The 22,708-nt window shown below is 59.9% G+C and carries 23 protein-coding genes; 20 read left to right on the plus strand and 3 right to left on the minus strand.

The window, feature by feature from the left end; all coding sequences use genetic code 11:
* Nucleotides 1–2 precede the first annotated feature (2 nt).
* From map to eccB, 10 genes are all read left to right on the plus strand, one after another.
* Nucleotides 3–797: a type I methionyl aminopeptidase gene (map, locus tag WMQ00_RS00295; protein WP_301732281.1), complete on the plus strand. Its 795-nt coding sequence runs from the start codon at nt 3–5 to the stop codon at nt 795–797.
* Nucleotides 798–863: 66 nt separating this feature from the next.
* Nucleotides 864–1,715, plus strand: coding sequence for a L,D-transpeptidase (locus tag WMQ00_RS00300; protein ID WP_248100330.1), 852 nt, complete (start codon nt 864–866; stop codon nt 1,713–1,715).
* Nucleotides 1,716–2,015: 300 nt separating this feature from the next.
* Entirely contained in the window at nt 2,016–2,234 is a 219-nt protein-coding gene (gene infA / locus WMQ00_RS00305; protein ID WP_004566852.1) for a translation initiation factor IF-1, read from the plus strand.
* 183 nt (nt 2,235–2,417) lie between these two features.
* On the plus strand, nt 2,418–2,786 hold the full coding sequence (rpsM, locus tag WMQ00_RS00310) for a 30S ribosomal protein S13 (RefSeq protein WP_005322765.1): 369 nt from the start codon (nt 2,418–2,420) through the stop codon (nt 2,784–2,786).
* Between the two features lie 3 nt (nt 2,787–2,789).
* Nucleotides 2,790–3,194: a 30S ribosomal protein S11 gene (rpsK, locus tag WMQ00_RS00315; protein WP_005322764.1), complete on the plus strand. Its 405-nt coding sequence runs from the start codon at nt 2,790–2,792 to the stop codon at nt 3,192–3,194.
* A 21-nt stretch (nt 3,195–3,215) separates the two neighbouring features.
* A complete protein-coding gene (rpsD, locus tag WMQ00_RS00320; protein WP_005322762.1) occupies nt 3,216–3,821 on the plus strand; it encodes a 30S ribosomal protein S4 in 606 nt (201 codons plus the stop codon).
* Nucleotides 3,822–3,935: 114 nt separating this feature from the next.
* Complete coding sequence (locus WMQ00_RS00325; RefSeq protein WP_005322760.1) at nt 3,936–4,946, plus strand: DNA-directed RNA polymerase subunit alpha; 1,011 nt, start codon at nt 3,936–3,938, stop codon at nt 4,944–4,946.
* Between the two features lie 72 nt (nt 4,947–5,018).
* Nucleotides 5,019–5,516, plus strand: coding sequence for a 50S ribosomal protein L17 (gene rplQ / locus WMQ00_RS00330; RefSeq protein WP_023020595.1), 498 nt, complete (start codon nt 5,019–5,021; stop codon nt 5,514–5,516).
* A gap of 147 nt (nt 5,517–5,663) precedes the next feature.
* The gene (truA, locus tag WMQ00_RS00335; protein WP_396335291.1) at nt 5,664–6,545 is read left to right on the plus strand and encodes a tRNA pseudouridine(38-40) synthase TruA; all 882 of its coding nucleotides are present in this window, start codon (nt 5,664–5,666) and stop codon (nt 6,543–6,545) included.
* 75 nt (nt 6,546–6,620) lie between these two features.
* Nucleotides 6,621–7,907: a type VII secretion protein EccB gene (gene eccB, locus WMQ00_RS00340; protein WP_340440564.1), complete on the plus strand. Its 1,287-nt coding sequence runs from the start codon at nt 6,621–6,623 to the stop codon at nt 7,905–7,907.
* Here eccB and WMQ00_RS00345 read toward each other — a convergent pair.
* Together WMQ00_RS00345 and eccD are read right to left on the minus strand one after the other, a co-directional pair.
* A complete protein-coding gene (locus WMQ00_RS00345; RefSeq protein WP_023020598.1) occupies nt 7,897–9,096 on the minus strand; it encodes a S8 family serine peptidase in 1,200 nt (399 codons plus the stop codon). The two genes, eccB and WMQ00_RS00345, sit on opposite strands and share 11 nt — an antisense overlap.
* Nucleotides 9,093–10,520 carry a type VII secretion integral membrane protein EccD gene (eccD, locus tag WMQ00_RS00350; protein WP_316330891.1) on the minus strand — a complete coding sequence of 476 codons (1,428 nt, stop codon included), beginning with the start codon at nt 10,518–10,520 and terminating at the stop codon, nt 9,093–9,095. The genes WMQ00_RS00345 and eccD overlap by 4 nt, the downstream gene beginning before the upstream one ends.
* Nucleotides 10,521–10,671: 151 nt before the next feature.
* On the opposite strand from eccD, the gene eccCa reads away from it, so the two are divergent.
* The 10 genes from eccCa (at nt 10,672) to WMQ00_RS00400 (ending at nt 21,690) form a co-directional block, all read left to right on the plus strand.
* Entirely contained in the window at nt 10,672–14,391 is a 3,720-nt protein-coding gene (eccCa, locus tag WMQ00_RS00355; protein ID WP_340440565.1) for a type VII secretion protein EccCa, read from the plus strand.
* The gene (locus WMQ00_RS00360) at nt 14,392–15,516 is read left to right on the plus strand and encodes a type VII secretion-associated protein (RefSeq protein WP_200288260.1); all 1,125 of its coding nucleotides are present in this window, start codon (nt 14,392–14,394) and stop codon (nt 15,514–15,516) included.
* 128 nt (nt 15,517–15,644) lie between these two features.
* Nucleotides 15,645–15,959 carry a WXG100 family type VII secretion target gene (locus WMQ00_RS00365; RefSeq protein WP_023020602.1) on the plus strand — a complete coding sequence of 105 codons (315 nt, stop codon included), beginning with the start codon at nt 15,645–15,647 and terminating at the stop codon, nt 15,957–15,959.
* A 69-nt stretch (nt 15,960–16,028) separates the two neighbouring features.
* Nucleotides 16,029–16,316 carry a WXG100 family type VII secretion target gene (locus tag WMQ00_RS00370; protein ID WP_005322746.1) on the plus strand — a complete coding sequence of 96 codons (288 nt, stop codon included), beginning with the start codon at nt 16,029–16,031 and terminating at the stop codon, nt 16,314–16,316.
* 402 nt (nt 16,317–16,718) lie between these two features.
* Nucleotides 16,719–17,162, plus strand: coding sequence for a 50S ribosomal protein L13 (gene rplM, locus WMQ00_RS00375; RefSeq protein WP_023020603.1), 444 nt, complete (start codon nt 16,719–16,721; stop codon nt 17,160–17,162).
* On the plus strand, nt 17,162–17,695 hold the full coding sequence (gene rpsI / locus WMQ00_RS00380) for a 30S ribosomal protein S9 (RefSeq protein WP_023020604.1): 534 nt from the start codon (nt 17,162–17,164) through the stop codon (nt 17,693–17,695). Before rplM ends, rpsI begins: the two co-directional genes overlap by 1 nt.
* 189 nt (nt 17,696–17,884) lie before the next feature.
* Nucleotides 17,885–19,228 (plus strand): phosphoglucosamine mutase, encoded by a 1,344-nt coding sequence (gene glmM / locus WMQ00_RS00385; protein ID WP_023020606.1) that lies wholly within the window; start codon nt 17,885–17,887, stop codon nt 19,226–19,228.
* A gap of 112 nt (nt 19,229–19,340) precedes the next feature.
* Nucleotides 19,341–19,655, plus strand: coding sequence for a hypothetical protein (locus tag WMQ00_RS00390; protein WP_023020607.1), 315 nt, complete (start codon nt 19,341–19,343; stop codon nt 19,653–19,655).
* Nucleotides 19,652–21,433 (plus strand): hypothetical protein, encoded by a 1,782-nt coding sequence (locus tag WMQ00_RS00395; protein ID WP_200288259.1) that lies wholly within the window; start codon nt 19,652–19,654, stop codon nt 21,431–21,433. Before WMQ00_RS00390 ends, WMQ00_RS00395 begins: the two co-directional genes overlap by 4 nt.
* Nucleotides 21,433–21,690 carry a hypothetical protein gene (locus tag WMQ00_RS00400; RefSeq protein WP_034655755.1) on the plus strand — a complete coding sequence of 86 codons (258 nt, stop codon included), beginning with the start codon at nt 21,433–21,435 and terminating at the stop codon, nt 21,688–21,690. Before WMQ00_RS00395 ends, WMQ00_RS00400 begins: the two co-directional genes overlap by 1 nt.
* A 4-nt stretch (nt 21,691–21,694) precedes the next feature.
* Here the strand turns inward: WMQ00_RS00400 and WMQ00_RS00405 are convergent, their stop codons facing one another.
* Complete coding sequence (locus WMQ00_RS00405; protein ID WP_200288258.1) at nt 21,695–22,528, minus strand: dienelactone hydrolase family protein; 834 nt, start codon at nt 22,526–22,528, stop codon at nt 21,695–21,697.
* Nucleotides 22,529–22,708 lie beyond the last annotated feature (180 nt).

A 22,708-nucleotide genomic window follows, 5' to 3' on the forward strand; every position in this document is an offset into this window, starting at 1 on the left:
GCATGGCTTTTCGACGCCGCAGTAAGCGCATCCTCGCCCGTACCCCGGGTGAGCTAGACGCCATGCAGGCCGCCGGCGAGATCGTCGGTAAGGCACTGCAGGAAGTCCGCGCTGCTGCGGCGTCTGGCGTATCTACCCTCGAGTTAGATGCAGTGGCCGAACAGATCATTCGCGATGCCGGGGCTTATCCCACTTTCAAGGGCTACGAAGGCTTCCCGGGCTCCATTTGCGCTTCCGTTAATGATGTCATCGTCCACGGAATCCCAGACCAGGAAACCGTCCTCGCCGAAGGTGATCTAGTTTCCATTGATTGTGGTGCCACGCTCGACGGCTGGGTCGGCGATAGCGCCTGGTCCTTCGCCGTGGGCGAGCTCGACTCAGATGTCGAAGCCCTCAATAAGGCCACCGAGTGGGTCCTTATGGAAGGCATGCAAGCTATGGTTCCAGGCAATCTGCTTACCGATGTCTCCTATGCCCTCGAACAAGCCACCCGCCGTGCTGAGGAGAAGTTCGGTGTGGAGCTTTTTATCGTCGATGGCTACGGCGGGCACGGAATTGGCCGCACCATGCATGAGGAACCGTACCTAGCCAACGAAGGCCGGCCCGGGCGGGGCCCGCTGATTCAAGAAGGTTCCGTACTGGCCATCGAACCCATGCTAACTTTGGGTACAGAGGATTCCGCCGTCTTAGAGGATGACTGGACGGTCGTTACCCTCGATGGTTCCTTTGCCGCCCACTGGGAGCATACGGTGGCCGCCACCGCCGATGGTCCCCGTATTCTCACCCGTCGCTACTGACACATATTCCCCAATATTGCCTGTTGTACTAGGCAGATACCCCCCGAAAGGTTTATACTCACAGCCATGTCTAAATTTAGCTTCCGCAAGTTCCGTGCCACGGTTGCAGCGCCCGCAGTCGCTAGCGTGATGGCCTTGAGCGCCACCGTTGCGGCTCCAGCCGCTACTGCCCAGGAGGTTCCTAACCTGGATCAGCTCAGCTCCAAGGCAAACTCTGACCTCGCACAGCTCGCTTCTCAGTCCGGCCTAGATAAGCTCACCGCTGATGCAAAGGCACAGCTGGATAATTTCTACGGCCAGACCCGCGAACAGGCGTGGAACACCCGCAACCAGATTTTGGACCAGGCAGAGAAGTTCTCTCCTGAGCTGGCCCCTAGCGTTCAGACTGCGGTGGATGGCGCCGTTGAATTCCTCTTCCCAGGCCTGATTGCTCAGAAGAATGAGGAAGCACGCAAGGCTCGCGAGGCTGCGGCCCGCGCTAATGCCGAGCGCGTTGCCGCTGAGAAGGCTCGCTCCGAGGCTGCCGCACGCAAGGCGGAAGCACAGCGCCGCGCTAACGAGTTTGACCGTGGTCCGTGCCCAGCGGACGCCAAGGTTTGTGTTGACTTGAACGGTCGCCGCACCTGGCTGCAGGACGGTGGCAAGGTCTCCTATGTCTCCCCGGCAATGTCGGCTGGCATGCAAGGTCAGGAAACCCCACGCGGCACCTTCCACGTCACCCGCAAGGTAGAGCACGAAATCTCCCGCGAGTTCAATAACGCGCCGATGCCGTACTCCATCTACTTCACCAACAATGGCCACGCTTTCCACTTGGATGACCCGGCCGTTGACTCCAATGGTTGCGTACACCTGCCGCCGGACGCTGCAAAGCGTTACTGGGATAACGTGCAGGTCGGCGATAAGGTATTCATTTACTAAAGTCTCCCGCCACTGCACTAATTGATTCCCCCGCGTTGGTTCTCCGTGAAGGAGGGCCGGTGTGGGGGATTTCTTCTCTCTGGCGGTCTTAAAATGCTGACTGTGGGCACAAGGCTAGGGGAGAGAGGGAATCGCATAACTCGACGTCGAAAAGCGCACTGGTTTGGAAAACGTGTCGCTGCAGCGTATGCTGTTAAGTCGGTGTATTACGCCAGTGAGACTGGCGCAGATACGCCACCGCAGTAGACAACAAACATGCAGGTGACGGCACACTTGTCCGTCGCCAGAAAAGTAGAGGTTATGGCTAAGGAAGGCGCAATCGAGGTAGAAGGCCGCATTATCGAGCCTTTGCCCAACGCAATGTTCCGTGTCGAGCTCGACAATGGACACAAGGTTCTTGCACATATTTCTGGCAAGATGCGTCAGCACTACATTCGCATCCTCCCAGAGGACCGCGTGGTTGTAGAGCTGTCTCCTTATGACCTGACCCGTGGACGCATCGTCTACCGCTACAAGTAAAAACTGTAAGCCTCCTCACCCAAGGGTGAACCTGTAGGTTCACCCTGTCCACCTCAGGCTACGGTGGCCTGAGCCCACACTGGTAAGTAACCCAAGGATTCCCGGCACGGTCCGGGCGAAGCGTTGCATGGAGTGGGACGGATGGGGAGAAAACCGCCGTAACAACCCGAAAGGACACGCCATATGGCACGTCTAGCTGGTGTTGACCTCCCACGCAATAAGCGTATGGAGGTCGCTCTCACCTACATCTACGGCATCGGTCCAACCCGTGCCAAGGAACTGCTAGAAAAGACTGGCATTTCTCCTGACCTGCGCACTGACAACCTGGATGATGACCAGCTGTCGGCGCTCCGTGACGCAATTGAGGCTACCTGGAAGGTTGAGGGTGACCTCCGCCGTCAGGTTCAGGCTGATATCCGCCGCAAGATTGAAATCGGTAGCTACAAGGGTCTGCGCCACCGTCGTGGCCTGCCTGTACGTGGCCAGCGCACTAAGACTAATGCGCGCACTCGTAAGGGTCCGAAGAAGACGATCGCAGGAAAGAAGAAGTAATTCATGCCTCCAAAGACTCGTTCCGGCGCGCGCCGTTCCGGCCGTCGCGTCGTAAAGAAGAATGTGGCTCTCGGCCACGCATATATCAAGTCCACCTTCAATAACACCATCGTCTCGATCACCGATCAGACCGGTGCTGTTATTTCTTGGGCATCCTCCGGCCACGTTGGCTTCAAGGGTTCCCGTAAGTCCACTCCGTTCGCCGCTCAGATGGCAGCCGAGAACGCTGCCCGTAAGGCAATGGATCACGGCATGAAGAAGGTTGACGTATTCGTCAAGGGTCCAGGCTCCGGCCGTGAGACCGCCATCCGTTCCCTGCAGGCCGCAGGCCTCGAGGTTTCCTCGATCACGGATGCCACCCCACAGCCGCACAACGGCTGCCGTCCGACCAAGCGCCGCAAGGTTTAAGGGAAAGGAAGAGGTAAGAAAATGGCTCGTTACACTGGCCCCGCTACCCGCGTATCCCGCCGTCTTCGCGTCGACTTGGTCGGCGGAGATATGGCATTCGAGCGCCGCCCGTACCCACCGGGACAGGCTGGCCGCAACCGCATCAAGGAATCTGAGTACCTGCTGCAGCTCCAGGAGAAGCAGAAGGCAAAGTACACCTACGGTGTGCTGGAGCGTCAGTTCCGTCGCTACTACGCAGAGGCTAACCGCCTCCCGGGCAAGACCGGCGATAACCTGGTTATCCTGCTCGAGTCCCGCCTGGACAACGTAGTTTACCGTGCAGGTCTGGCACGCACCCGCCGCCAGGCTCGCCAGCTTGTCTCCCACGGTCACTTCACCGTGAACGGCAAGAACATCAACGTTCCTTCCTACAAGGTCACCCAGTACGACATCATCGATGTCCGTGACCGCTCCAAGAAGATGGAATGGTTCGAAGATGCTCAGGACGCCCTCATCGATGCCAACGTACCGGCATGGCTGCAGGTTGTTCCTGATACCCTGCGCATCCTCGTGCACCAGCTGCCCGAGCGCGCTCAGATCGACATTCCGCTGCAGGAGCAGCTCATCGTCGAGCTTTACTCGAAGTAAACTGTTATTCCGCGAGGCCTTTAATGGCCTGGCGGAGAACCAGGAATCTTCGAACCCGAAGATTTTTACCCCTCTACCGGCGTCAAATAGCGGTCGCCGAAAAGGAGAATTGCAATGCTCATTTCCCAGCGTCCTCAACTCACCGAGGAATTCATCGACTCGTCTCGTTCCAAGTTCGTCATCGAACCGCTCGAGCCGGGCTTTGGCTACACCCTCGGTAACTCGCTGCGTCGTACCCTGCTGTCTTCCATTCCGGGTGCAGCAGTAACCTCCATCAAGATCGATGGTGTTCTCCACGAGTTCACCACCATCAACGGTGTGAAAGAAGACGTTTCTGAGATCATCTTGAACATCAAGAGCATGGTGCTTTCTTCCGACTCTGATGAGCCGGTAGTTATGTACCTGAGCAAGGAGGGCCCGGGCGATGTCACCGCGGGCGATATCCAGCCGCCGGCTGGCGTGGAGATCCACAACCCGGATCTGCACATCGCTTCCCTGAATGACACCGCCAAGCTGGACATTGAGCTCGTCGTCGAGCGCGGCCGTGGTTACGTCCCAGCCGCTCCTACCTCCGGTGAGATCGGCCGTATCCCGGTCGACCAGATTTACTCCCCGGTTCTGAAGGTCTCTTATAAGGTCGAGGCAACTCGTGTTGAGCAGCGCACCGACTTTGACAAGCTGACCATCGACGTCGAAACCAAGAACTCGATCTCCGCACGCGATGCACTGGCTTCCGCCGGTGGCACCCTGGTTGAGCTTTTCGGCCTGGCTCGCGAGCTGAACAACGCTGCCGAAGGCATCGAGATCGGACCCTCCCCGCAGGAGACCGAGTACATCGCTGCTTATGGCATGCCGATCGAGGACCTGAACTTCTCCGTCCGCTCTTATAACTGCCTGAAGCGTCAGGAGATCCACACCGTGGGCGAGCTCGCTGAATGCACCGAGTCCGACCTGCTGGATATCCGCAACTTCGGCCAGAAGTCGATCAATGAGGTAAAGATCAAGCTGGCTAACCTGGGCCTGGCTCTCAAGGACACCCCTGAGGACTTTGACCCGACCCAGCTCGAGGGCTACGACGCAGAAACCGGTGACTTCAAGGACCCGGCTGCTGAGGATTCCGAGTAAAGAACCCCGCTGACTTGCGGCAATTACCTAATTGCCGCGCGCTCAACTTTTACCGCATACGAGGAGTACACAATGCCAACCCCTAAGAAGGGTGCCCGTCTCGGCGGCTCCGCCAAGCAGCAGGCTCACATGCTGAGCAACCTGGCAGCCAGCCTGATCGAGCACGGCGCTATCAAGACCACCGATGCTAAGGCGAAGGTTCTTCGCCCGTACATCGAAAAGATCATCACCAAGGCTAAGTCCGGCACCGTTGCTGACCGCCGCGCAGTGCTGAAGCTCATCCCACGCAAGGATGTCGTTTCCTACCTGTTCGACGAGGTCGCACCGAAATTTGAGAACCGTGAGGGTGGCTACACCCGCACCATCAAGCTGGACAACCGCACCGGTGACAATGCCCCGATGTCCCAGATCTCCCTCGTTCTTGAGGAGACCGTGACCTCCGAGGCTAACCGCGCTACCCGCGCTGCCGCTTCTAAGGCCGCCGAGGCTGAGGAAGCTAAGGCAGACGAGGCTGCAGAAACCGAGGCACCTGCTGAGGAGACCGCAGCTGAGGAGTCCGAGGAGAAGTAGTTCCCCTTCGGCCTTAGCGCTTTGCCGCCGCCTTTCCCACTTGTGGGAGGGCGGCGGCTTTTTATTTCTGGACTCTTCCGAACGGTGCACGGGGAGCTGGGCCCGGCTCTGGTCGAGGGAAGTGCCTCCGGTAGCATGAGTCCCACCATGACTGTTGCAGCATCTACCACCGCAGAAGGGCCGGCAGACGGGTTCGTGCGCCTGCGCTTGGACTTGGCCTATGACGGAACGGATTTCCACGGCTGGGCGAAGCAAAAAGGCGGTCTGCGCACCGTGCAAGGCGTGCTGGAAGAAACACTCGCGATGATTGCCCGCGCAAAGGTACCGCTAACGGTCGCCGGCCGGACGGACGCCGGGGTCCATGCGCGTGGCCAGGTTGCCCACGTGGACGTTCCCAAAGAGATGCTGGAGCAGCGCTCAGTGGCGGGGGAACCGGGGAAGCTGGTGCGTCGGTTAGCAAAGCTTTTGCCTGAAGACGTGCGGGTACATAGCTGCGAGTTTGCGCCCGCGGGCTTTGATGCGCGTTTCTCGGCGTTGCGCAGGCATTATGTATACCGGATTACTACCAGCCCGCGGGGCGCTTTGCCGACGCGTGCGCGGGATACCGCCGAGTGGATAAAGCCAGTGGATATCGATGCCATGCAGGAGGCCGCCACCGCGTTGGTAGGCCTGCATGACTTCGCGGCCTTCTGCAAAGCTAAGCCGAATGCCACGACCATTCGTGAGCTGCAAGAGTTCTCCTGGCGGGATATTTCAACGCCTGAGGAACCAGAGCTCTTCGAGGCCCGCGTGAGCGCCGATGCGTTTTGCTGGTCGATGGTTAGGTCCTTGGTGGGGTGCTGCCTGCGTGTAGGGGAGGGGCGCCGCGATGCCGACTTCGCCGCAGCGCTGCTCCACGAGACCAAACGCTCCTCCAGCATCCCCGTGGCTCCGGCGAAAGGGCTTTCTCTGGTGGCCGTGGATTACCCGGCGGCGGATCAGCTGGCCGCCCGCGCCGAGGCTACTCGGGAACGGCGCAGCGCCGACTAGCTTTCCAGGTGGCGGTAGGAGCCTACCTGGGATAGCCTGTGTTCTGGGTGTACACAGACTTTTCGGGGGAAAATCATGGCACGTCCGCTGCCTACTACTAAGGCCCAAGTTTCGGGGCATAAATTTCTGCGCCGCCGCGTCGAGCACGGGCTCGTATTGGGCGATATCAGGATGATTCATGATCCTTTGGCAAGGCGGCGCAAGGCCCTGCTTTTCGGCGGAGTGGGCGTAGCCTTCCTTGCGGTGGGCTCCGGCATGCTCGCATGGCTGCAACCGAGCCCACAGCCGGGTGATGCGCCCATCGTGCGCTCGAAGCAAGGCCAGCTATTTGTGGATGTCAATGATACCTACCACCCAGTCTTCAACTTGGCTTCTGCGCGCATCATCGCCGGTCAGGCTGCCGAGGCTCAGGCGATAGGGGATGAACACCTGCACGACGCGCTTCTGGGGTCCCCGGTAGGGATCGCGGATGCCCCGGGGTACCTTGCGGCTGCCAGCGAGACTCCGCAGCAGCGCTGGGCGGCCTGTTTGGCAGGTAAAGAGGAGTCCTCAGGGGCGGAAAACCCGACTAGCATCGGCGGCCACCAGGTTGCTGCACAAGAGGTCATCGTGCTTGCCGAGCCCGACCAGGAAGGCCTGGGGCCGGAGCGCGCCGCATTGGTGGAGACCGAAGGCACGCAGTGGCTTATTACTCAGGACGGCCGGGTGGCGTTGCCTGATCCCTCTAGCACCCAGGGGCGTGTGGTGCGCCGCGCGATTGGTGTGGATGACGGCACCCACGTCTGGCCCATGCCGCCTGAACTGCTCAATGCTTTTGCGGAGTTGCCTCCGCTGAATTTTCCGACGCAGCCGCCGGAGGTTGTAGACACAGGCCAGGGCCTATGGGCACGCACACCCGATGGCGTCGCCGAGCTTACGCCCACGCAGGCGCAGATGCTTATCGGCTTAGGCGCCAAGACAGCGACATCCACGGCCCAGGAAATTGCTGCGCTTGCCGACGTCCCCTTAAACCTCAACCTTCCCTCCACCACTTTCCGCTTTGTGAGCCCAGACGATGGTTGGATGTGTGCGAGTAATGAGGGCGGCGGGGAAGTGGTACCTGCTCAAGCGGGTACCGTAGCCTTGGCTGGTGAGGCGGTGGCGAATCGCTTTGGTGGTCTCAACGGTGGAGGCGTAGGAGTAGATAGCGGTCATGGCTACCACGTGGTTGCACCAACGGGTCAGCGGCACGAGGTCAAGGATAAAGAGACCTTAGAGGCGCTGGGCACTGGTGTAGGCGCGCGGGTGCCCTGGGAGATTCTGCGTTTGCTGCCGGAAGGCTCGGCGCTTAGCCGGGAGCAGGCGCTGCAGGTCAGCTCTTAGACCACAGCCCGCGCCACGTTGCCCACGCGGCTAGCGCCAACGCCAACCCGCCGAGTACCCATGCACTGTGCATAGGTGCGCGTGATGTGCTCTTTTCGGCGGGGCGGATAGCCATTGCTCGGGTATCTCCGAGCGTGGATGATTCCACGTGGGTGAGCACCGTGAGCGGGTCGACGAATCCGTGTCCCGGCTCCGCGGCGTCTTCTAAGCGTTTACGCAGGGCGGCCGGGCTGTCATCGGGGAAACGCTGCGCCAGTAGGGCCGCCGTGCCGCTGACTACCGGCGCGGCAAAGGAGGTGCCGTGAAATTGTGACGTGCCGTCCGTACCCTCTTTGCCGTCGGCCCATCCGCCGGCGGGATTGAGCGCGAGTGGTACAAATCCTTGCGCGGCCAGTTGTGGGCCATCCGCCGAAGTCAGAGAGTAGTCAGCGAGCTCGTGCGAATCCGCTTGGGCGCTTACTGAGAGCACTGTGGGCGAATCCGCTGGAAATACTCGGTCACCCATCTCGCAGCTACCGGAAGAAGCGTTGCCGGATGCGGCAATTACCACGGATCCAGATTCTTCCGCATGTGCTAAAGCACCGTCCAACCGGGAAGTATCCACCTGGGCGGCCACATCCGGCGGGACGCAAGAAACAACGGAGATATTGATGATGCGGGCGCCGGCATCGGCGGCGTCATCAATCGCTTGGGCCAAGGTATCTAGCGAGCCGGTGGTATTGTCTTCTCGCTCTTGGCGATAATGCGCGCTGGTTTGGCGCACAGCGTAGATTTCCGCCCGTGGCGCGATACCGATATCGTGGCCGGCGATGATACCGGCTACGACGGTGCCGTGCAGGTCGCAGTCGCGGTGCGGCTCCGGTTCCTCCGGCGCGATAAGGTCCGCGCCACCGCTGAGGTGCCGCAGCTGATCGTGGGTAGCCACGCCGGTATCGATAACGGCAACCTTTACGCCCTCCCCGGTGGCAAAGGAGTGCAGACGGGCGCGGTAGTTGAGCTGATCCTCGCTAGGTTGGGGCGAAAGCGGTGAGGAATGCGCGATTGCGCATTCGCGGTCCGGTTCACGCGCGGTCGCATCGGGAGCGGTTACTAATGCCGCAGCACCTAAGGTAACGGGAAGTATTGCCACAGCTACGCAAGCAAGAAGCGCCGGGCTTATCCACAATGTAGTAGGTAGACTGCGCATCATCCGATACCCCTGATGAGCATGAAAACGCCGGTTAGGTGGGCGGCGAGTGGCAAGCTGGCGGCAATAGCTAGGGATTCGATGCGCTCAAACCAAGCGATGGTGGTGGGCTCTAGCCCCGCCACCTTGGACGCCCACAGCGGGGCGCTAATCATAGCGATGAGAACGAGACCGGAAATCAAGGCCGGTGCCCAAGCATGTGCAAGCCCGGAATCTACTATCGCGTGGGTGGCACAGAGACAAGTAGCCAGGCACGCGGCAATTGCCAAAACCATGAGTGCCCAACTGGCTAGCGCACGACCGTGCCGGGAGGCGTGCATCATTACGGCACCCGCGGAAGTAACACAGAGTGCTTGGACGAAGCCCGCGCCGGAGCCCTCTGTTCCAAAAAGCACCGAAATGTACTCGGTGAGAGAATCAGGCGCGCCATGGGTCGGTGATAGAGCCGGACCACTGCCTGTAAACGAGAGAGCGATGAGCGCCGGAATAAGACAGAGTGACAGGCCGCAGCACATTCCCTCGTAGGCGCTGCTGGCGCGGCACGCGCGGCTATCGACATCCGGCTGGCTAGCATCGGATACCACAAGATCTTGGCCGGCCGTGGGCAGCTGCGGAACCTTGAGGCCAGCAGTAGCAATGCTCAATGCAGGGGCAGTGGCCAGCATAATAATGCCGGCGATGATGACACAGGCAGCGGCCGCCGTACCGTGGCTGGCGTGTAGCCCTGCCCTTGGTCCGGGCAGCAGATACCCCAATGCCGCGATGAAGATGAGAGCCGAGACAGTGAGTGCCGCAGAGCTGGTGCGAACCGTGCTTAACCCGGTGACGTGGCAAGCAAGTAGCACGATGAGCAGGGTGAAACAGGCAGTAAATGCGGCAAACGGCGCCTCATCCAGCGAGGGCGAAATTATCACCCAGCCGCACGCCATGCTGGCCACCAAGCTAAGGTGCACCAGCGACAGGACACGGATCCACAGGGCGAGCAAAAGCGCTCCTGCGGCCAGCGCCGCCCACGCAGCAAGGGGAAGGGTGCTAACCCAGAGCAAAGCGAAGGCGGCAAGTAGCCCTCCCCACGCCCAAACAACAGGAAGGGCAGCGGTAGTATCCTCCTCGGCCGCGGCGGCAAGCGATTCTGCTGCATCTCGAATCACCGGCGCAGGGCGGCGCTCGCGCGGACTAATAACCAGGATGGCGCCTTCGGTAAGTGGAGTGGCGGCCAGCGGGGCGGTGAGATCGATAGCGCGGCCAGAAACAGTACTGGCGCGCCAGGGCTCGGAAATCGTGGGCGCATCCACTAAGTCCGTGATTTCAGCCAAAAGCTCGCCCACGCTGGAACTCAACGGTAGTGCCACGTCCGCCTCTTTGTGGAATGTACCGGCGTGAATGCGGATGGTAAGGCGCAGGTGGTGCGCTGTAGCAATAGTCATTATTCCCCCGAAAGTCAATGGATTGTGGGCGTCCCCCTTGCCCAATGCCACATATTGTGGCTTACTAGTGGCGACGTGTCCACCGCAGCGCGGGGAATCTTGGCAGGGGGCTAAGGGCGCTGGCGCGTGGCTCGGGGGAGGTTACCTAAGCATGCTTGGGATCGGGGATACCCGTGTAATTGAGCCGTTGACCATGCCATTGCGGGATGCTGCACCGCCGCTGCCCGCCGGGAGCATTGAGGCCGAGGAGGTCCCAGAGGCAGTACGCCCACAACCGGTACCGCTGGTGCGGCTGCTTCTTCCGGTGGTGATGATTGCGGCGATGCTTGGCATGGTCGCCCTTATGGTGCTTGGTGCGGGAGATTCCCGGCAGATAAGCCCGATGGCCTTGATGTTTCCGCTGATGATGCTGGCGAGCATGGCCATGATGTTTGGGCCCAATAACAGCGGGCAGGATCCTGATGAAACCCGACGCACCTACCTGCGCCACATCAAAGCCTTACGGGAAAAGGCCCTATGCAACGCTTCTGCGCAGCGCGCACATGAGAACTATCGCCACCCCGCACCGGAAGAGCTAAGTGCGCTGATAGGCTCGCGTCGTATGTGGGAGCGCGGCCCCGATGACTCAGACGCCCTCGAGGTACGCGTAGGAACTGGGCCTACCACGCTGTGCACTCCCATCAACGTGCCGGATTCTGGAGCCACCGAGGACTTAGACCCAGTGTGCGCAGTGAGCATGCGCCAGACCATCAAAGCGGTGGGTACCGTGCCCGATATGCCGGTGGTTATTCAATTGCAGGCTTTTCGCTTTCTTTCTGTTTCCGGTACGGCGTCGACGCGAGGTGAAGAGCCTGCGGATCCCGCCCGCGATATGGTGCGCGCTATGGTCCTCCAGATGGCATTGGCGCATGGCCCAGAAGCTTGCGGCATTGAAGCTCGTGGTGGGCAGTGGGAATGGCTAAAGTGGCTGCCCCACGCTCGCACGCCGGAGAAGGCACGCTTTCGCATTCTCATTGTCGACGGCGTGCTGACAACGGGAACCGAGGATTTTTTCCACGATGATTCCTACACCACCATCATCGAGGTCGCAGGGGCGCCGTCTTCGGCGCTGGGGGTACGTGCCGAGCACGAAGGCCTAAGCCTGGTGGCAGGGGAGCACTTGCAGGTAGTCACCGCAGCCGGGGTGGAAGAACTAGGGGCTCCCGATGGAATGAGCGTGGCCGCTGCGACATTGCTTGCGCGCAGCATGGCTTCCTTTCGCCGGCCCGATAGCACCTCTGGCCGCCATGGAAGTGACCTCATGGGCCTTTTAGGCTATCGCGACGTGGAAGAACTAGCGGCCAGCGGCATGTGGCATGGCCGAGAAGGCTCGGCGCGCCTCATGGTGCCCGTCGGCATCGATACGGTCGGCCAACCCGTCACGGTGGATCTTAAGGAATCTGCCCACGGTGGCATGGGCCCGCATGGCCTGTGCATCGGCGCGACCGGCAGCGGCAAGTCGGAGCTCCTACGCACCCTCGTCACCGCGCTTGCAGCTACCCATAGTCCGGACGAGCTGAACCTCGTACTGGTGGATTTCAAAGGCGGCGCTACTTTCTTAGGATGTGACCACCTGCCGCATACCTCTGCAGTGATTACTAACTTGGAAGAGGAATCTACGCTGGTAGAGCGCATGTACGATGCCATCTCCGGTGAGATGAACCGCCGCCAAGAGTTGTTGCGCACCGCCGGAAACTTCGCCAACGTCAGCGAGTACAACGCTTCCGCCGCTGCAGTACGCGAGCACGGGCCACTGCCCGCCTTGGTCATTGTTGTTGACGAGTTCTCGGAGCTTTTGGGCCAGCACCCTGATTTTGCGGAACTTTTCGTTGCCGTTGGCCGCTTGGGGCGCAGTCTCCACGTGCACCTGCTTTTAGCCTCTCAAAGACTTGAAGAAGGCCGGTTGCGGGGGCTGGATTCCCACCTGTCCTACCGAATCGGGCTAAAAACCTTCTCTTCGGCGGAATCCCGTCAAGTATTGGGCGTGACCGATGCCTACCATTTGCCCGGCCAACCCGGCGCGGGCTACCTCAAGTCTGATGCCGAGGCGTTGATTCGTTTCCAAGCCTCCTATGTTTCTGGGCCCGTGCCGCGCCGGGCGATAGCTGAAGCTCATGGGGACGGACCCGCCGTAGCCCGCGGCCGCGTGCAGTTCTTTCGAGGTTGGGCAGAGGAGGAAGAAAGCACTAGCCCTGTGGTTGTTCTCGATGACACCACCACTGTGCTTAGCGAGGTCGTGCGTGCCGCGGCAGAAGAAGCCCGATTGCGTGATCAATCGGCGCACCGTATCTGGCTGCCGCCGCTACCACCGGTCATTGAGCTATCTGCATTACCCGGACTGTCTAGCGGAGCGGACGTGGGCGCCTCGTCGTCTGTTGCAGGTAACGGGACGCTGCTGGCTCCCGTCGGCATTATTGATAGACCGTATTACCAACGCCAAGATGAGCTGATAATTGATTTCCACCAGCACGGCGGGCACATGGCCTTATGCGGCGGCCCGCAGTCAGGAAAATCAAGTGCGCTGCGCACCATCGTCTCGGCTCTGGCGCTACGGCATAGCCCCAAGGCGGCACGCTTCTACGTCATCGATTTGGGTGGCGGTCAGCTAGCGTCTCTGGAGAGACTGCCCCACGTTGCCGGAGTTGCCGGGCGTGAGGAGGGGGAAAAGGTGCGGCGCATTGTGGACGAAGTAGCCGGTCTTGTTCGCCGCCCGGAACAGTGCGCAACTTTCCTCGTCATCGATGGCTGGCACCACATTGGCACCTCCAGCGCGGAGTTTGAAGACATAGCGGAGAAAGTCACAGAGATAGTCGCCGATGGCGCCTCTGCCCACGTGCATGTCGTCATTGCCACCTCGCGGTGGACCACGATGCGCCCCGCTATCCGCGATCTCATAGCGAACCGACTTGAGCTGCGCCTTGGTGAGTCCTTGGATTCGCTTATTGACCGCAAGTTGCAGCAGAAGCTACCCAGCGCGCCGGGCCGCGGGCTCACCTTGGCCGGAGAGAATATGCTCCTAGCTCGCACATCAAACCAGGACATCGCCCACATTTGCCGCGTTCATACCGCAGCCGATCCAGTTCCGCAACTCAAGATGCTGCCCGCGGTACTCACCCCGTCTGCCCTTGCTACTCAAGGGGAAATTCCCGACGGCGAGATCGCCTGGGGCATCGGCGGACGGGATCTCGATCCGCTGACGTGGAATCCATCGCGCGAGCCGCACCTAGTGGCAATAGGAGCGCAGGGTTGCGGCAAGTCCACCTTCTTGGCACAAATAATGCGCGGTATCTGCGCCTTCGCGCGGGAAGACGCTCGCCTTGTGGTCATCGACCAGCGGCGGGCCCACTTGGGAACTTTGAACCAAGACATGGTTGCCGCTTATGCCGCAACGCAGACAAGTGCACAAGAGACCATTCTCGATACTGTCCGGACACTGGAATCCCGCCTGCCGGGCCCGGATATTACCCCAGCGCAGCTCGCCGCACGAGACTGGTGGAAGGGCCCAGATATCTACTTAGTCATCGACGATGCGGACCTGCTGAGCGATATTGCCCTTTCACCGCTCCTGGAGCTACTCCCGCACGCCCGCGACATTGGCCTGCATCTCATCGTCGCTCGCAAGTCCGGTGGCATTGGCCGCGCCCTTTTCGGCCAATTCTTCTCTGCAGTGCGCGATCTTCAACCAGCGTTGCTGCTTTTCGACGCCGACCGGGACGAAGGCACCATCTTTGGCCTTAAACCCAGCCAACAACCACCCGGCCGCGGTCAGTGGAGCATCCGGGGTGAAAACCTCGGCGTCGCCCAAGTGGTGTACCCAGAAGGAGAGAAGTAAATGACCACCAACCTCAGCGCGAATTCGCATACCGGCGCCCCAATCACTGACGGTGGGGAGACTAACGCTGTACCAATTACCGTCACGATCCTAGACGCGGCCACCATTTTTGAAGGGCCTGATTCGGTATACCGCTACGACCTGCCGGGTACCGGCATCGTGGAAGGTTGGGCTTTGGGGCAGGTCATGGATCAGATTTCAAAGTTGGCCGGGCCGTCCTGGCCCGACGTGGAAGCTTGCGTGGTGGCAGACTCGTCCGGCACGGACATTGCGCAGGAGGCCACCACCATTGTCAGCCGGCAATTGGAAGTCACCGGGGTGCGGCTCATTGACCCAGAACCAGCTATCTCCTCGTTAGCTACGTCAACCTCATTTGGAACCCCTACTCATCCGGCTACGGAGATTGCGGAACCAGCTTCTCCCACCAGAGTGATGGAAGCGCCAGCCTATGATGAGCCAGTAACACCAAGCTGGTCCGACCGGCTGCGCGGTTGGCTCGGGGCTATTGATATCTTCCACCTCGCAATTGCAGTGGTCATTATTGCCGTTGCCGGAGCTTCCTGGTGGGCTATCGGCGCACGAGATTCAGCAGACAGTGATGCCGCCTCAGGTGATTCCCGCCCACAACCACGCGCCGCACAGCCGGGCCGCGACAGCGCAATGGAATCCGTGCCCAACTCGCCAGAGTCCAGTGCCGTGGATACTGCAGAACCAGGTGGTAACGAATTAAATCCAGGGGAGAAGCATCTAGATATTGAGGGGATGTTTGTGGTCGTTCCCACCGGGTTTCATACCAAGGTAGAAGATGGGTTGGTTACCGCCACCGGGGAGGATCCGAACCTGCGTATCCTATTGGCGGCGGATGAAATGTTTAACGTTCCGGCGGATGCACTTTTTAAAGAAATCCGCGCGCAGGTCGACGAAGACCCGGCGCTACGCGATGCCACCGATAAGGCCGGGCGCCTGAGCTATACCGAAGACCCAGGGGACGGCTCTTTGGTGGAGTGGACTACCTGGGAAGACCGTGGGCATCAGATGTCTGTGGGGTGCCATACCCGCCACAATTCCAATGCTGTGCAAAAGGCAGCCTGCCGCATGGCTACGGAAAGCCTGGTCAAAAAATAGTCTTAAAAACTTTGCCCCAGGCGGGAACCGTTTGGTGGAAAGTTCAGTCCAATAAAGATGAGAAAGCACAGATGCTTTTTCGGGGGAATATACACAATCTCATCCGCCCTAAGGAGGGGCGCACTCTTATGTCTCAGACTTTCAAGACACAAGCCGATGTCATGGTTGCCACCGCCGGCAAAGTCGATAACACCAATGATGAAGTCCAAGGCGAGCTCACCCGCCTGCAGGGAGTCGTCGACTCTGTGCGCGGAAGCTGGGTAGGCCAAGCCCAGGTCTCTTTCGATGACCTGATGCAGCGCTACAACACCTCTGCACAACAGCTGCGCGAGGCATTGGCCTCTATCTCTGACAATATCCGCAGCAACGCCCACAACTTCGACAACGTGGAAGCAGAAAACGCCCAGGCATTCTCCAATGTTGGTGGCGGCCTCGCCCTCTAAACCGCACTGCACAGTTCTCTAGTCCACTGACCAAAACCTATAGATTCACAGAAGGGAATCCACCACCACATGTCCGAGATCAAGTACGAATTCGGTGCCATTTCTTCCGCCGCAGCTGATATCAACGCTACCTCAGGTCGCATCAACAGCACCTTGGCAGACCTGAAGGCGCGGCTGCAGCCGATGGTGAGCACTTGGGAGGGCGAGTCCGCAGTGGCTTATAACCAGGCACAGGCCAAGTGGGACAAGGCATCTCAGGAACTCAATACCGTGCTCGCGACCATCTCCAAGACCGTCTCTCAGGGCAATGATGCAATGAGTGACGTCAATCGTCGCGCCGCCGCAAGCTGGGGTTAGATCCGCGCCCCGCCTGCACTGTTTCAGACTGTCTTGGCCGAGCTTGCGGTGCCACTGACCACACTTGAGTGGCAGGAGGCGGACGCAGCCGCAGTCTTGGCAAAAGATTGCAGCGTGAGCACTTTTTGACCAACACCTCTTTTCCTCTCTTCCACCTTTTCAAGTCGTACCTTTCTAGCCCACACCCACGAGCCGGTACCTTCCGTTTGAGCCGCGGAAGGTACCGGTTTCGGCGTTTTGGTTTTCGAGCGGGTCAGCAAGTAGGGTAGGAGACCTATGTGTTCGCTCGTCGGTTAGCAGCTGACGAAGCGCTCCCTGCAGGTCTCCACCGGCCGCTGTACGGGAGTGGATGGATGCTTAGCGCTGGCCGGCAGTTCCGAGACAGACTTTCAAGGAGTCAAATTGTCTACTTTCCACCCAAAGAGCGGTGACATCACCCGCAAGTGGTACGTCATCGACGCTACTGATGTGGTGCTGGGCAAGCTCGCTTCCACCGTTGCAGACCTGCTGCGCGGCAAGCACAAGCCACAGTTCGCACCGAACGTTGACGCTGGTGACCACGTCATCATCCTCAACGCTGACAAGATCCACGTTTCTTCCGTTAAGCGCGGCCGCGAGATGCGCTACCGTCACTCCGGCTACCCGGGCGGCCTGAAGTCCATGACCCTGGGTCAGTCTTTGGACGCCAACCCGGTTCGCGTTATCGAAGAAGCCGTTGCCGGCATGATGCCGCACAACAAGCTCTCCCGCGCTTCCATCAAGAAGCTGCACGTCTTCGCAGGCGAAGAGCACCCGTACGCCGGCCAGAAGCCGGAAACCTTCGAGTTTAAGCAGGTGGCACAGTAATGTCTGAGCAGAACATCGACAACAACGTAGCCGACGCTGCTGACATCGCTGCAGCAAGCGCCGCTACCGAAGAGTTCACCAACACCATCGGTGATTCCATCGCACCGGCCGAGACCGAAGAGGTTGAGGCTGCCGCTCCGGTACACGAGGGCCCGATCCAGACCGTCGGACGCCGTAAGCGCGCCGTCGCTCGTGTTCGCCTCGTTGCTGGCTCCGGCCAGATCGTGGTTAACGGCCGCGAGTTCGGCGAGTACTTCCCGAACAAGCTGCACCAGCAGGACATCCTGTTGCCGCTTACCCTGCTGGAGCGTGAGAACCAGTTCGACCTCAAGGTCACCGTCAACGGCGGCGGCCCAACCGGTCAGGCTGGCGCCCTGCGTCTGGCTATCGCTCGTGCACTGAACATCTACAACCCAGGTGACCGCACCGCCCTCAAGAAGGCTGGTCTGCTCACCCGTGATGCTCGTGCAGTTGAGCGTAAGAAGGCTGGTCTGCACAAGGCACGTCGCGCACCGCAGTACTCCAAGCGTTAATCTCGCTTCTACTGCGCGCGCAAACGCCGAGAATGCCGCTGCTTCCCTTTTGGAGGAGGCGGCTTTCGTCGTTTTATGGAAGCGCGGGTGGAAGGAATATTGCTCAACCTGTCGATAAACCAAAAGCTTGATTTCGCCTAAACTGCCCCAACATGCAATCGCTGGGCACAGGCATGCATAATTGACTGCATGACTCGACTTTTTGGAACCGATGGCGTTCGCGGCCTCGCGAACAAGAAGCTGACTCCGATTCTGGCCTTGCAACTAGGCCAGGCCGCTGCGGAGGTATTCACCGCCCAGCGGGAATCCTATGAGCGTCGGCCGTTGGCCATTATTGGTCGCGACCCGCGCGTTTCCGGCGAGATGCTGGATGCGGCGATTGCCTCCGGTTTGGCCTCCCGCGGCGTTGACGTGGTGCGCGTGGGCGTGTTGCCGACCCCGGCGATTGCCTACCTGACGGATGATTATGGCGCGGATCTCGGCGTAATGATTTCTGCCTCCCACAACCCTATGCCGGATAACGGCATTAAGTTCTTCTCCGCCGGCGGCAAGAAGCTACCGGACGAAATAGAAGACAAGATTCAGGCCACTATGGAAAACCTCACTGAGGACGGCCCGACTGGCACCAAGTTGGGGCGCATCATTTCGGAGGCGCCAGACGGACGCGAGCGCTACCTCAACCATTTAAAGGAAGTGGTCTCCACGGATTTGAGCGGCATCAAGGTGGTCGTAGATACCGCCAATGGTGCGGCCTCCAAGGTTGCTCCCATCGCCTATGAGGCGGCCGGGGCTGAGGTTATTGCTATCCACAATGAGCCGAACGCCTTTAATATCAATGAGGACTGCGGTTCGACGCATATTGAAAAGGCACAGGCGGCCGTCGTCGAGCATGGCGCCGATTTGGGCCTGGCCCACGATGGTGACGCCGACCGTTGCTTGGCTGTGGACGCCGAGGGCAATGTGATTGACGGCGACCAGATTATGGCGCTGTTGGCCGTGGGCATGAAGGATGATAATGACCTGCGCTATAACACCTTGGTAGCAACCGTGATGTCCAACCTAGGCCTGAAGCTGGCGATGCAGGAACAAGGCATCGAGGTGCGTCACACCGCAGTAGGCGACCGCTATGTTCTAGAAGAGCTCAACCGCGGCGATTTCTCCTTGGGCGGCGAGCAGTCCGGCCACGTGGTGTTGACGGATGATTGCACGACCGGCGACGGCACCCTTACCGGCCTGTCTATCATGGCGCGCATGGCCAAGTCCGGGAAGTCCCTAAAGGAATTAGCATCGGTAATGACCGTGCTACCGCAGGTGCTCATCAACGTGCCGGTTTCTGATAAGGGCGTCATCATGGATGCCCCCGAAGTACAAGAAGCCATCGCTCAGGCCGAGGAAGAACTCGGCGAGACCGGCCGCGTCCTGCTGCGACCTTCCGGCACCGAGGAAGTTTTCCGCGTCATGGTAGAGGCTGCGGACAAGGAGCAGGCCCGCAAGGTTGCAGGGAGGCTTTCCGCCATCGTTTCTTCGGTCTAGAGTCACCGCTTAGTGTGGAAGATTTTTATAATCCGAGGGAACCATTTGGCGCAATCCCCAGTCCAATGAAGGTGAGAACTTTTACCGCATATGGATTTGGGGGAATACACAAGTGTCTGAGGTTTTTCTTCGCCCCTTGGAGGCGATGTCCGCACTACGGCAGGTCGTAGCCGATAACGACGAGCAACGCGATGCCCACCGGGCCGAGGTACCGGATTTTCCGGTGGCCGCGGCTGGACGCAATTTTGGCGGCCACGGTGAGCGCATTCGTGATGTCTTGGCGCGCATCCATGAGCGCGGCGGGCAGAGGTTGGATAATTTATCCGCCACCGCCCACGCCGCTCATGAACAGGTGCGCGCCTTCGCCGATTTTGATGAGTCCTTTGGCAGCTCCTTTGCACGCGGTAGGGAGGCTGGCAGCAAGTGAGTACGCTGACAAAATCCCTGTTGGGGGACTACTCTAACGCTATTTCTCAATTCCAATTCGCCTGCCTGGGCAGCTACTCGGGCCCCAGCATGCCGATGAATCTACTAGGAGAGTTAGTCGGTGCGGTTGATGGCATTGCGCCCGAAAATTTGGTGAAAAATACCGTTGCGGCCGTGGGCGGCAATCGCCCGAAGGGAGGCGGTGCTGAACTAGCGGGCTATTTGCAGCAGGATGATTCCGAGGTTGCTCAGGGCGCCATGCGTGAGCACCTGTGCGGCGTGCAGGAAGACTTCGACATTGACCGCCAAGATGCCGCACATCTGACTAGCTCGGCGGAGCAGTGCTCAGGCGCTATTGCTGACGTCGTTGATGTCTCTGACACGGCCCTTACCGAGCTCGTCTCTGCGGTCATCCCACTGTTAAATATTTTGTCCATGGTCGCCACCAAACACCCTTTAGCCAGGTTCATCATCCCGATTCTTTCCACGATCGGGGGGCAAATTATTGAGGAGACAAATCACAATATCGCCAGCACCTGCCGCGACCGCGATGATGCGATCGAATCCTGTTATAGCGAGTTCGAATCGCGCTGTGAGTGCGTCTGTGAGCGCCCGATGCCGGAAGAATGCCCGACGCCGGCTAAACCTGCAGATGAAGCCTGCCCGGCACCCGTAGAGAAGTGCCCAGACGCTCCACCTCCCACGAATCCGATGCCAAAGGATGAGTGCCCGCCATCGCGGCCCACCGAGCCTGCGCAAGTGGAGTGCCCACCTGTGCCCAAACCGATGCCGGAGCCTGATTCCAAGCCGGAATCACACCACGCCACCTCCGTTCCACCACAACCGACGCCTCTTTCACCAACGCCTACTCCACCTGAGGCATGCCCTGCACCGGAGCCTGCAGCCGAGACGGAAATGCACACGGAGACCTCATCAGAGCATGGTGCTGGGTGCCACTGCTGTGAGTGCACCGAGCAATCAAACACCGAGCGGCCAGTACAGTCGGAGCGCGAAGTAGAGACCACTAGGCCGGCGCAGGCGGAGATCATTCCGCCGCAGGAAGCACCGGAACAGCCGCAGCAGGTAGAAGAGCCGTGCCCGGAACCAGAATCTCATCCAGAGCCGAAGCCCAAGCCAGAAATGGAAACCGAACCCGCTTCTGAAACGGACACAAGCGAAGAACCACTGTGCCCAGAGAATACCGGGGAGAGTACTGAAGAATGTGTCACTACTACCCAGACCAGCTCAGAAGTCTGTGAGATCGAATCCTCCTGTAGCGGTAGCCTCGGCTTGGTCGGAGCTGGAATCGCATTGGTGGGCGTGGGCCTCATTGTGGAAGGCGCTGCACAGTGCTTGGAGAACATGTCCGAACTGGATTGGCCGGTGCAAGAACCCGAACCCGATCCCGTACCTGAGCCAGAACCTGATCCCTGCCCTGAGCCTAAGCCAGAGCCCGAACCGGAGCCTTGCCCTGAACCTGAACCGACTGGTGATGACGGAGTCATAACACCGCCCCCAGAGCTGTCTCAGGTAGAGGAGCCAACGCCGCCACCGGAAAAGGTGGCGCACCTCCAAGCCGCTGGTGCAGCGGAGACACCAGCCCCAGCACCGGCGCCTGAACAGGCACCTGCGCCAGCGCCTCAGCCGGGCCCAGAACCGGCTCCTGAGCCAGCACCAGCTCCCGACCCAGCACCTGCGCCGGCGCCAGCGCCCCAGCCAGAGGCAGGACCCGCGCCAGAAGAACCATCCATTAAGGCACGAAAGGCAGGGCAGTGGTAATGAATAATGATTTCGCAGAGTTTGCGCAGGGCTTTCGAGAAAGGACGGCTAAACGCTTGCTGGAATTTGAAAAAACGCTGGCGAAAGCGCAAGACGAGCTTGAAAAATCCGCGGATAAGGCCATGCAGGAGGCACGGAGGGAGAAGGGGCAAGTGGGGCGTCGACAAGCAGCGGCGCCCAGGCCCCGATATGGCGCTGCCCCGGCGCGTTCACGAAACGCGTCGGGGCAGGTGCAATCTGTGCTGCGGCGAGGCTAAAGCCTTAAGCGTCCCGGGTAACTCCGGCGCGCTCAGCCAGGTCCTCGCCTACCAAGCTTTCGACCTTCTTTGCGCTTGCTTCTGGATCTGCAAAGGCGGCGTAAGTGGAATCGTCATTTAGGGTGGCCAGCAGGAAGCCGGTGACCAAGCCGCGGGCGATTTCGGTGGGTCCAGACTGGAAAGCGGAGGTGCCGATGGCCAGCTTGCGCAGACGATCTTCGGTGAAGCCGGCGTGTGTGCCCTTGTCGATGGCGCGGAAGCACACCGGGCCATTCCAATTATGGGCGAGCTTGGCAGGGTTGCCAGCATTGAAGATGTCTTCCTGGCCGGAACCGATGACTAGGCCCGGGGTGTCAATGCGGCGGGCAGCCTGCACCGCAGAGGGGGAGGTGACTGAGGGATAAATAGCGGCGACGGCGCTAACCTTCTTGTTATCCAAGGCTCCTAACACGGCGGTGCCACCGCCCATGCCGTGGCCAATCATGCCGAGCTTGCCCGGGGAGACCGTAATGTTTCCGGAGCCTAGCTTTACCCCGGCGGCAATCTGCAACGCGGATTCCATATCCGCAGCTAGGTTGCGGTGGTCGGGGAAGGGGCCGGTCTCAGAATCGGGGGCTACCACGACGATGCCCCAGCTAGCCAGGTGGCGCAGGGTGGCGTGGTAATCCTTAATTTTGTGCATCCAGTCATGGCCAAAAGCCACCGCGGGCAGGCTCTGGCCCTCCGCGGGGGTATAAACCTTGCCGGTGATTCCGGCATAGTCAAGGTCGCCAACCAAAACTCGGTTGCGGCCACGCTTCGACAACGTTGCTAGATGTTTTTTCAAATTCGCAGACACGCATTCCAGGATAGATGAAGATCACCCGCCAGGCGGGAAAGGGTGCGGGTTTATCTGAGAAAAATCTACGCAGTATCCGGCCGAGGAGCGGGTGTGGCGGCGAGCTTTCCTAAGCCCCTCCTAACTTGCGACGCTAAGCGCAGGGGAGTGCAATGTGTGAACAACTACGTACTCTTTTTC

It is taken from the genome of Corynebacterium sp. KPL2825, assembly GCF_037908445.1.
Taxonomy (GTDB): Bacteria; Actinomycetota; Actinomycetes; order Mycobacteriales; family Mycobacteriaceae; genus Corynebacterium; species Corynebacterium kefirresidentii.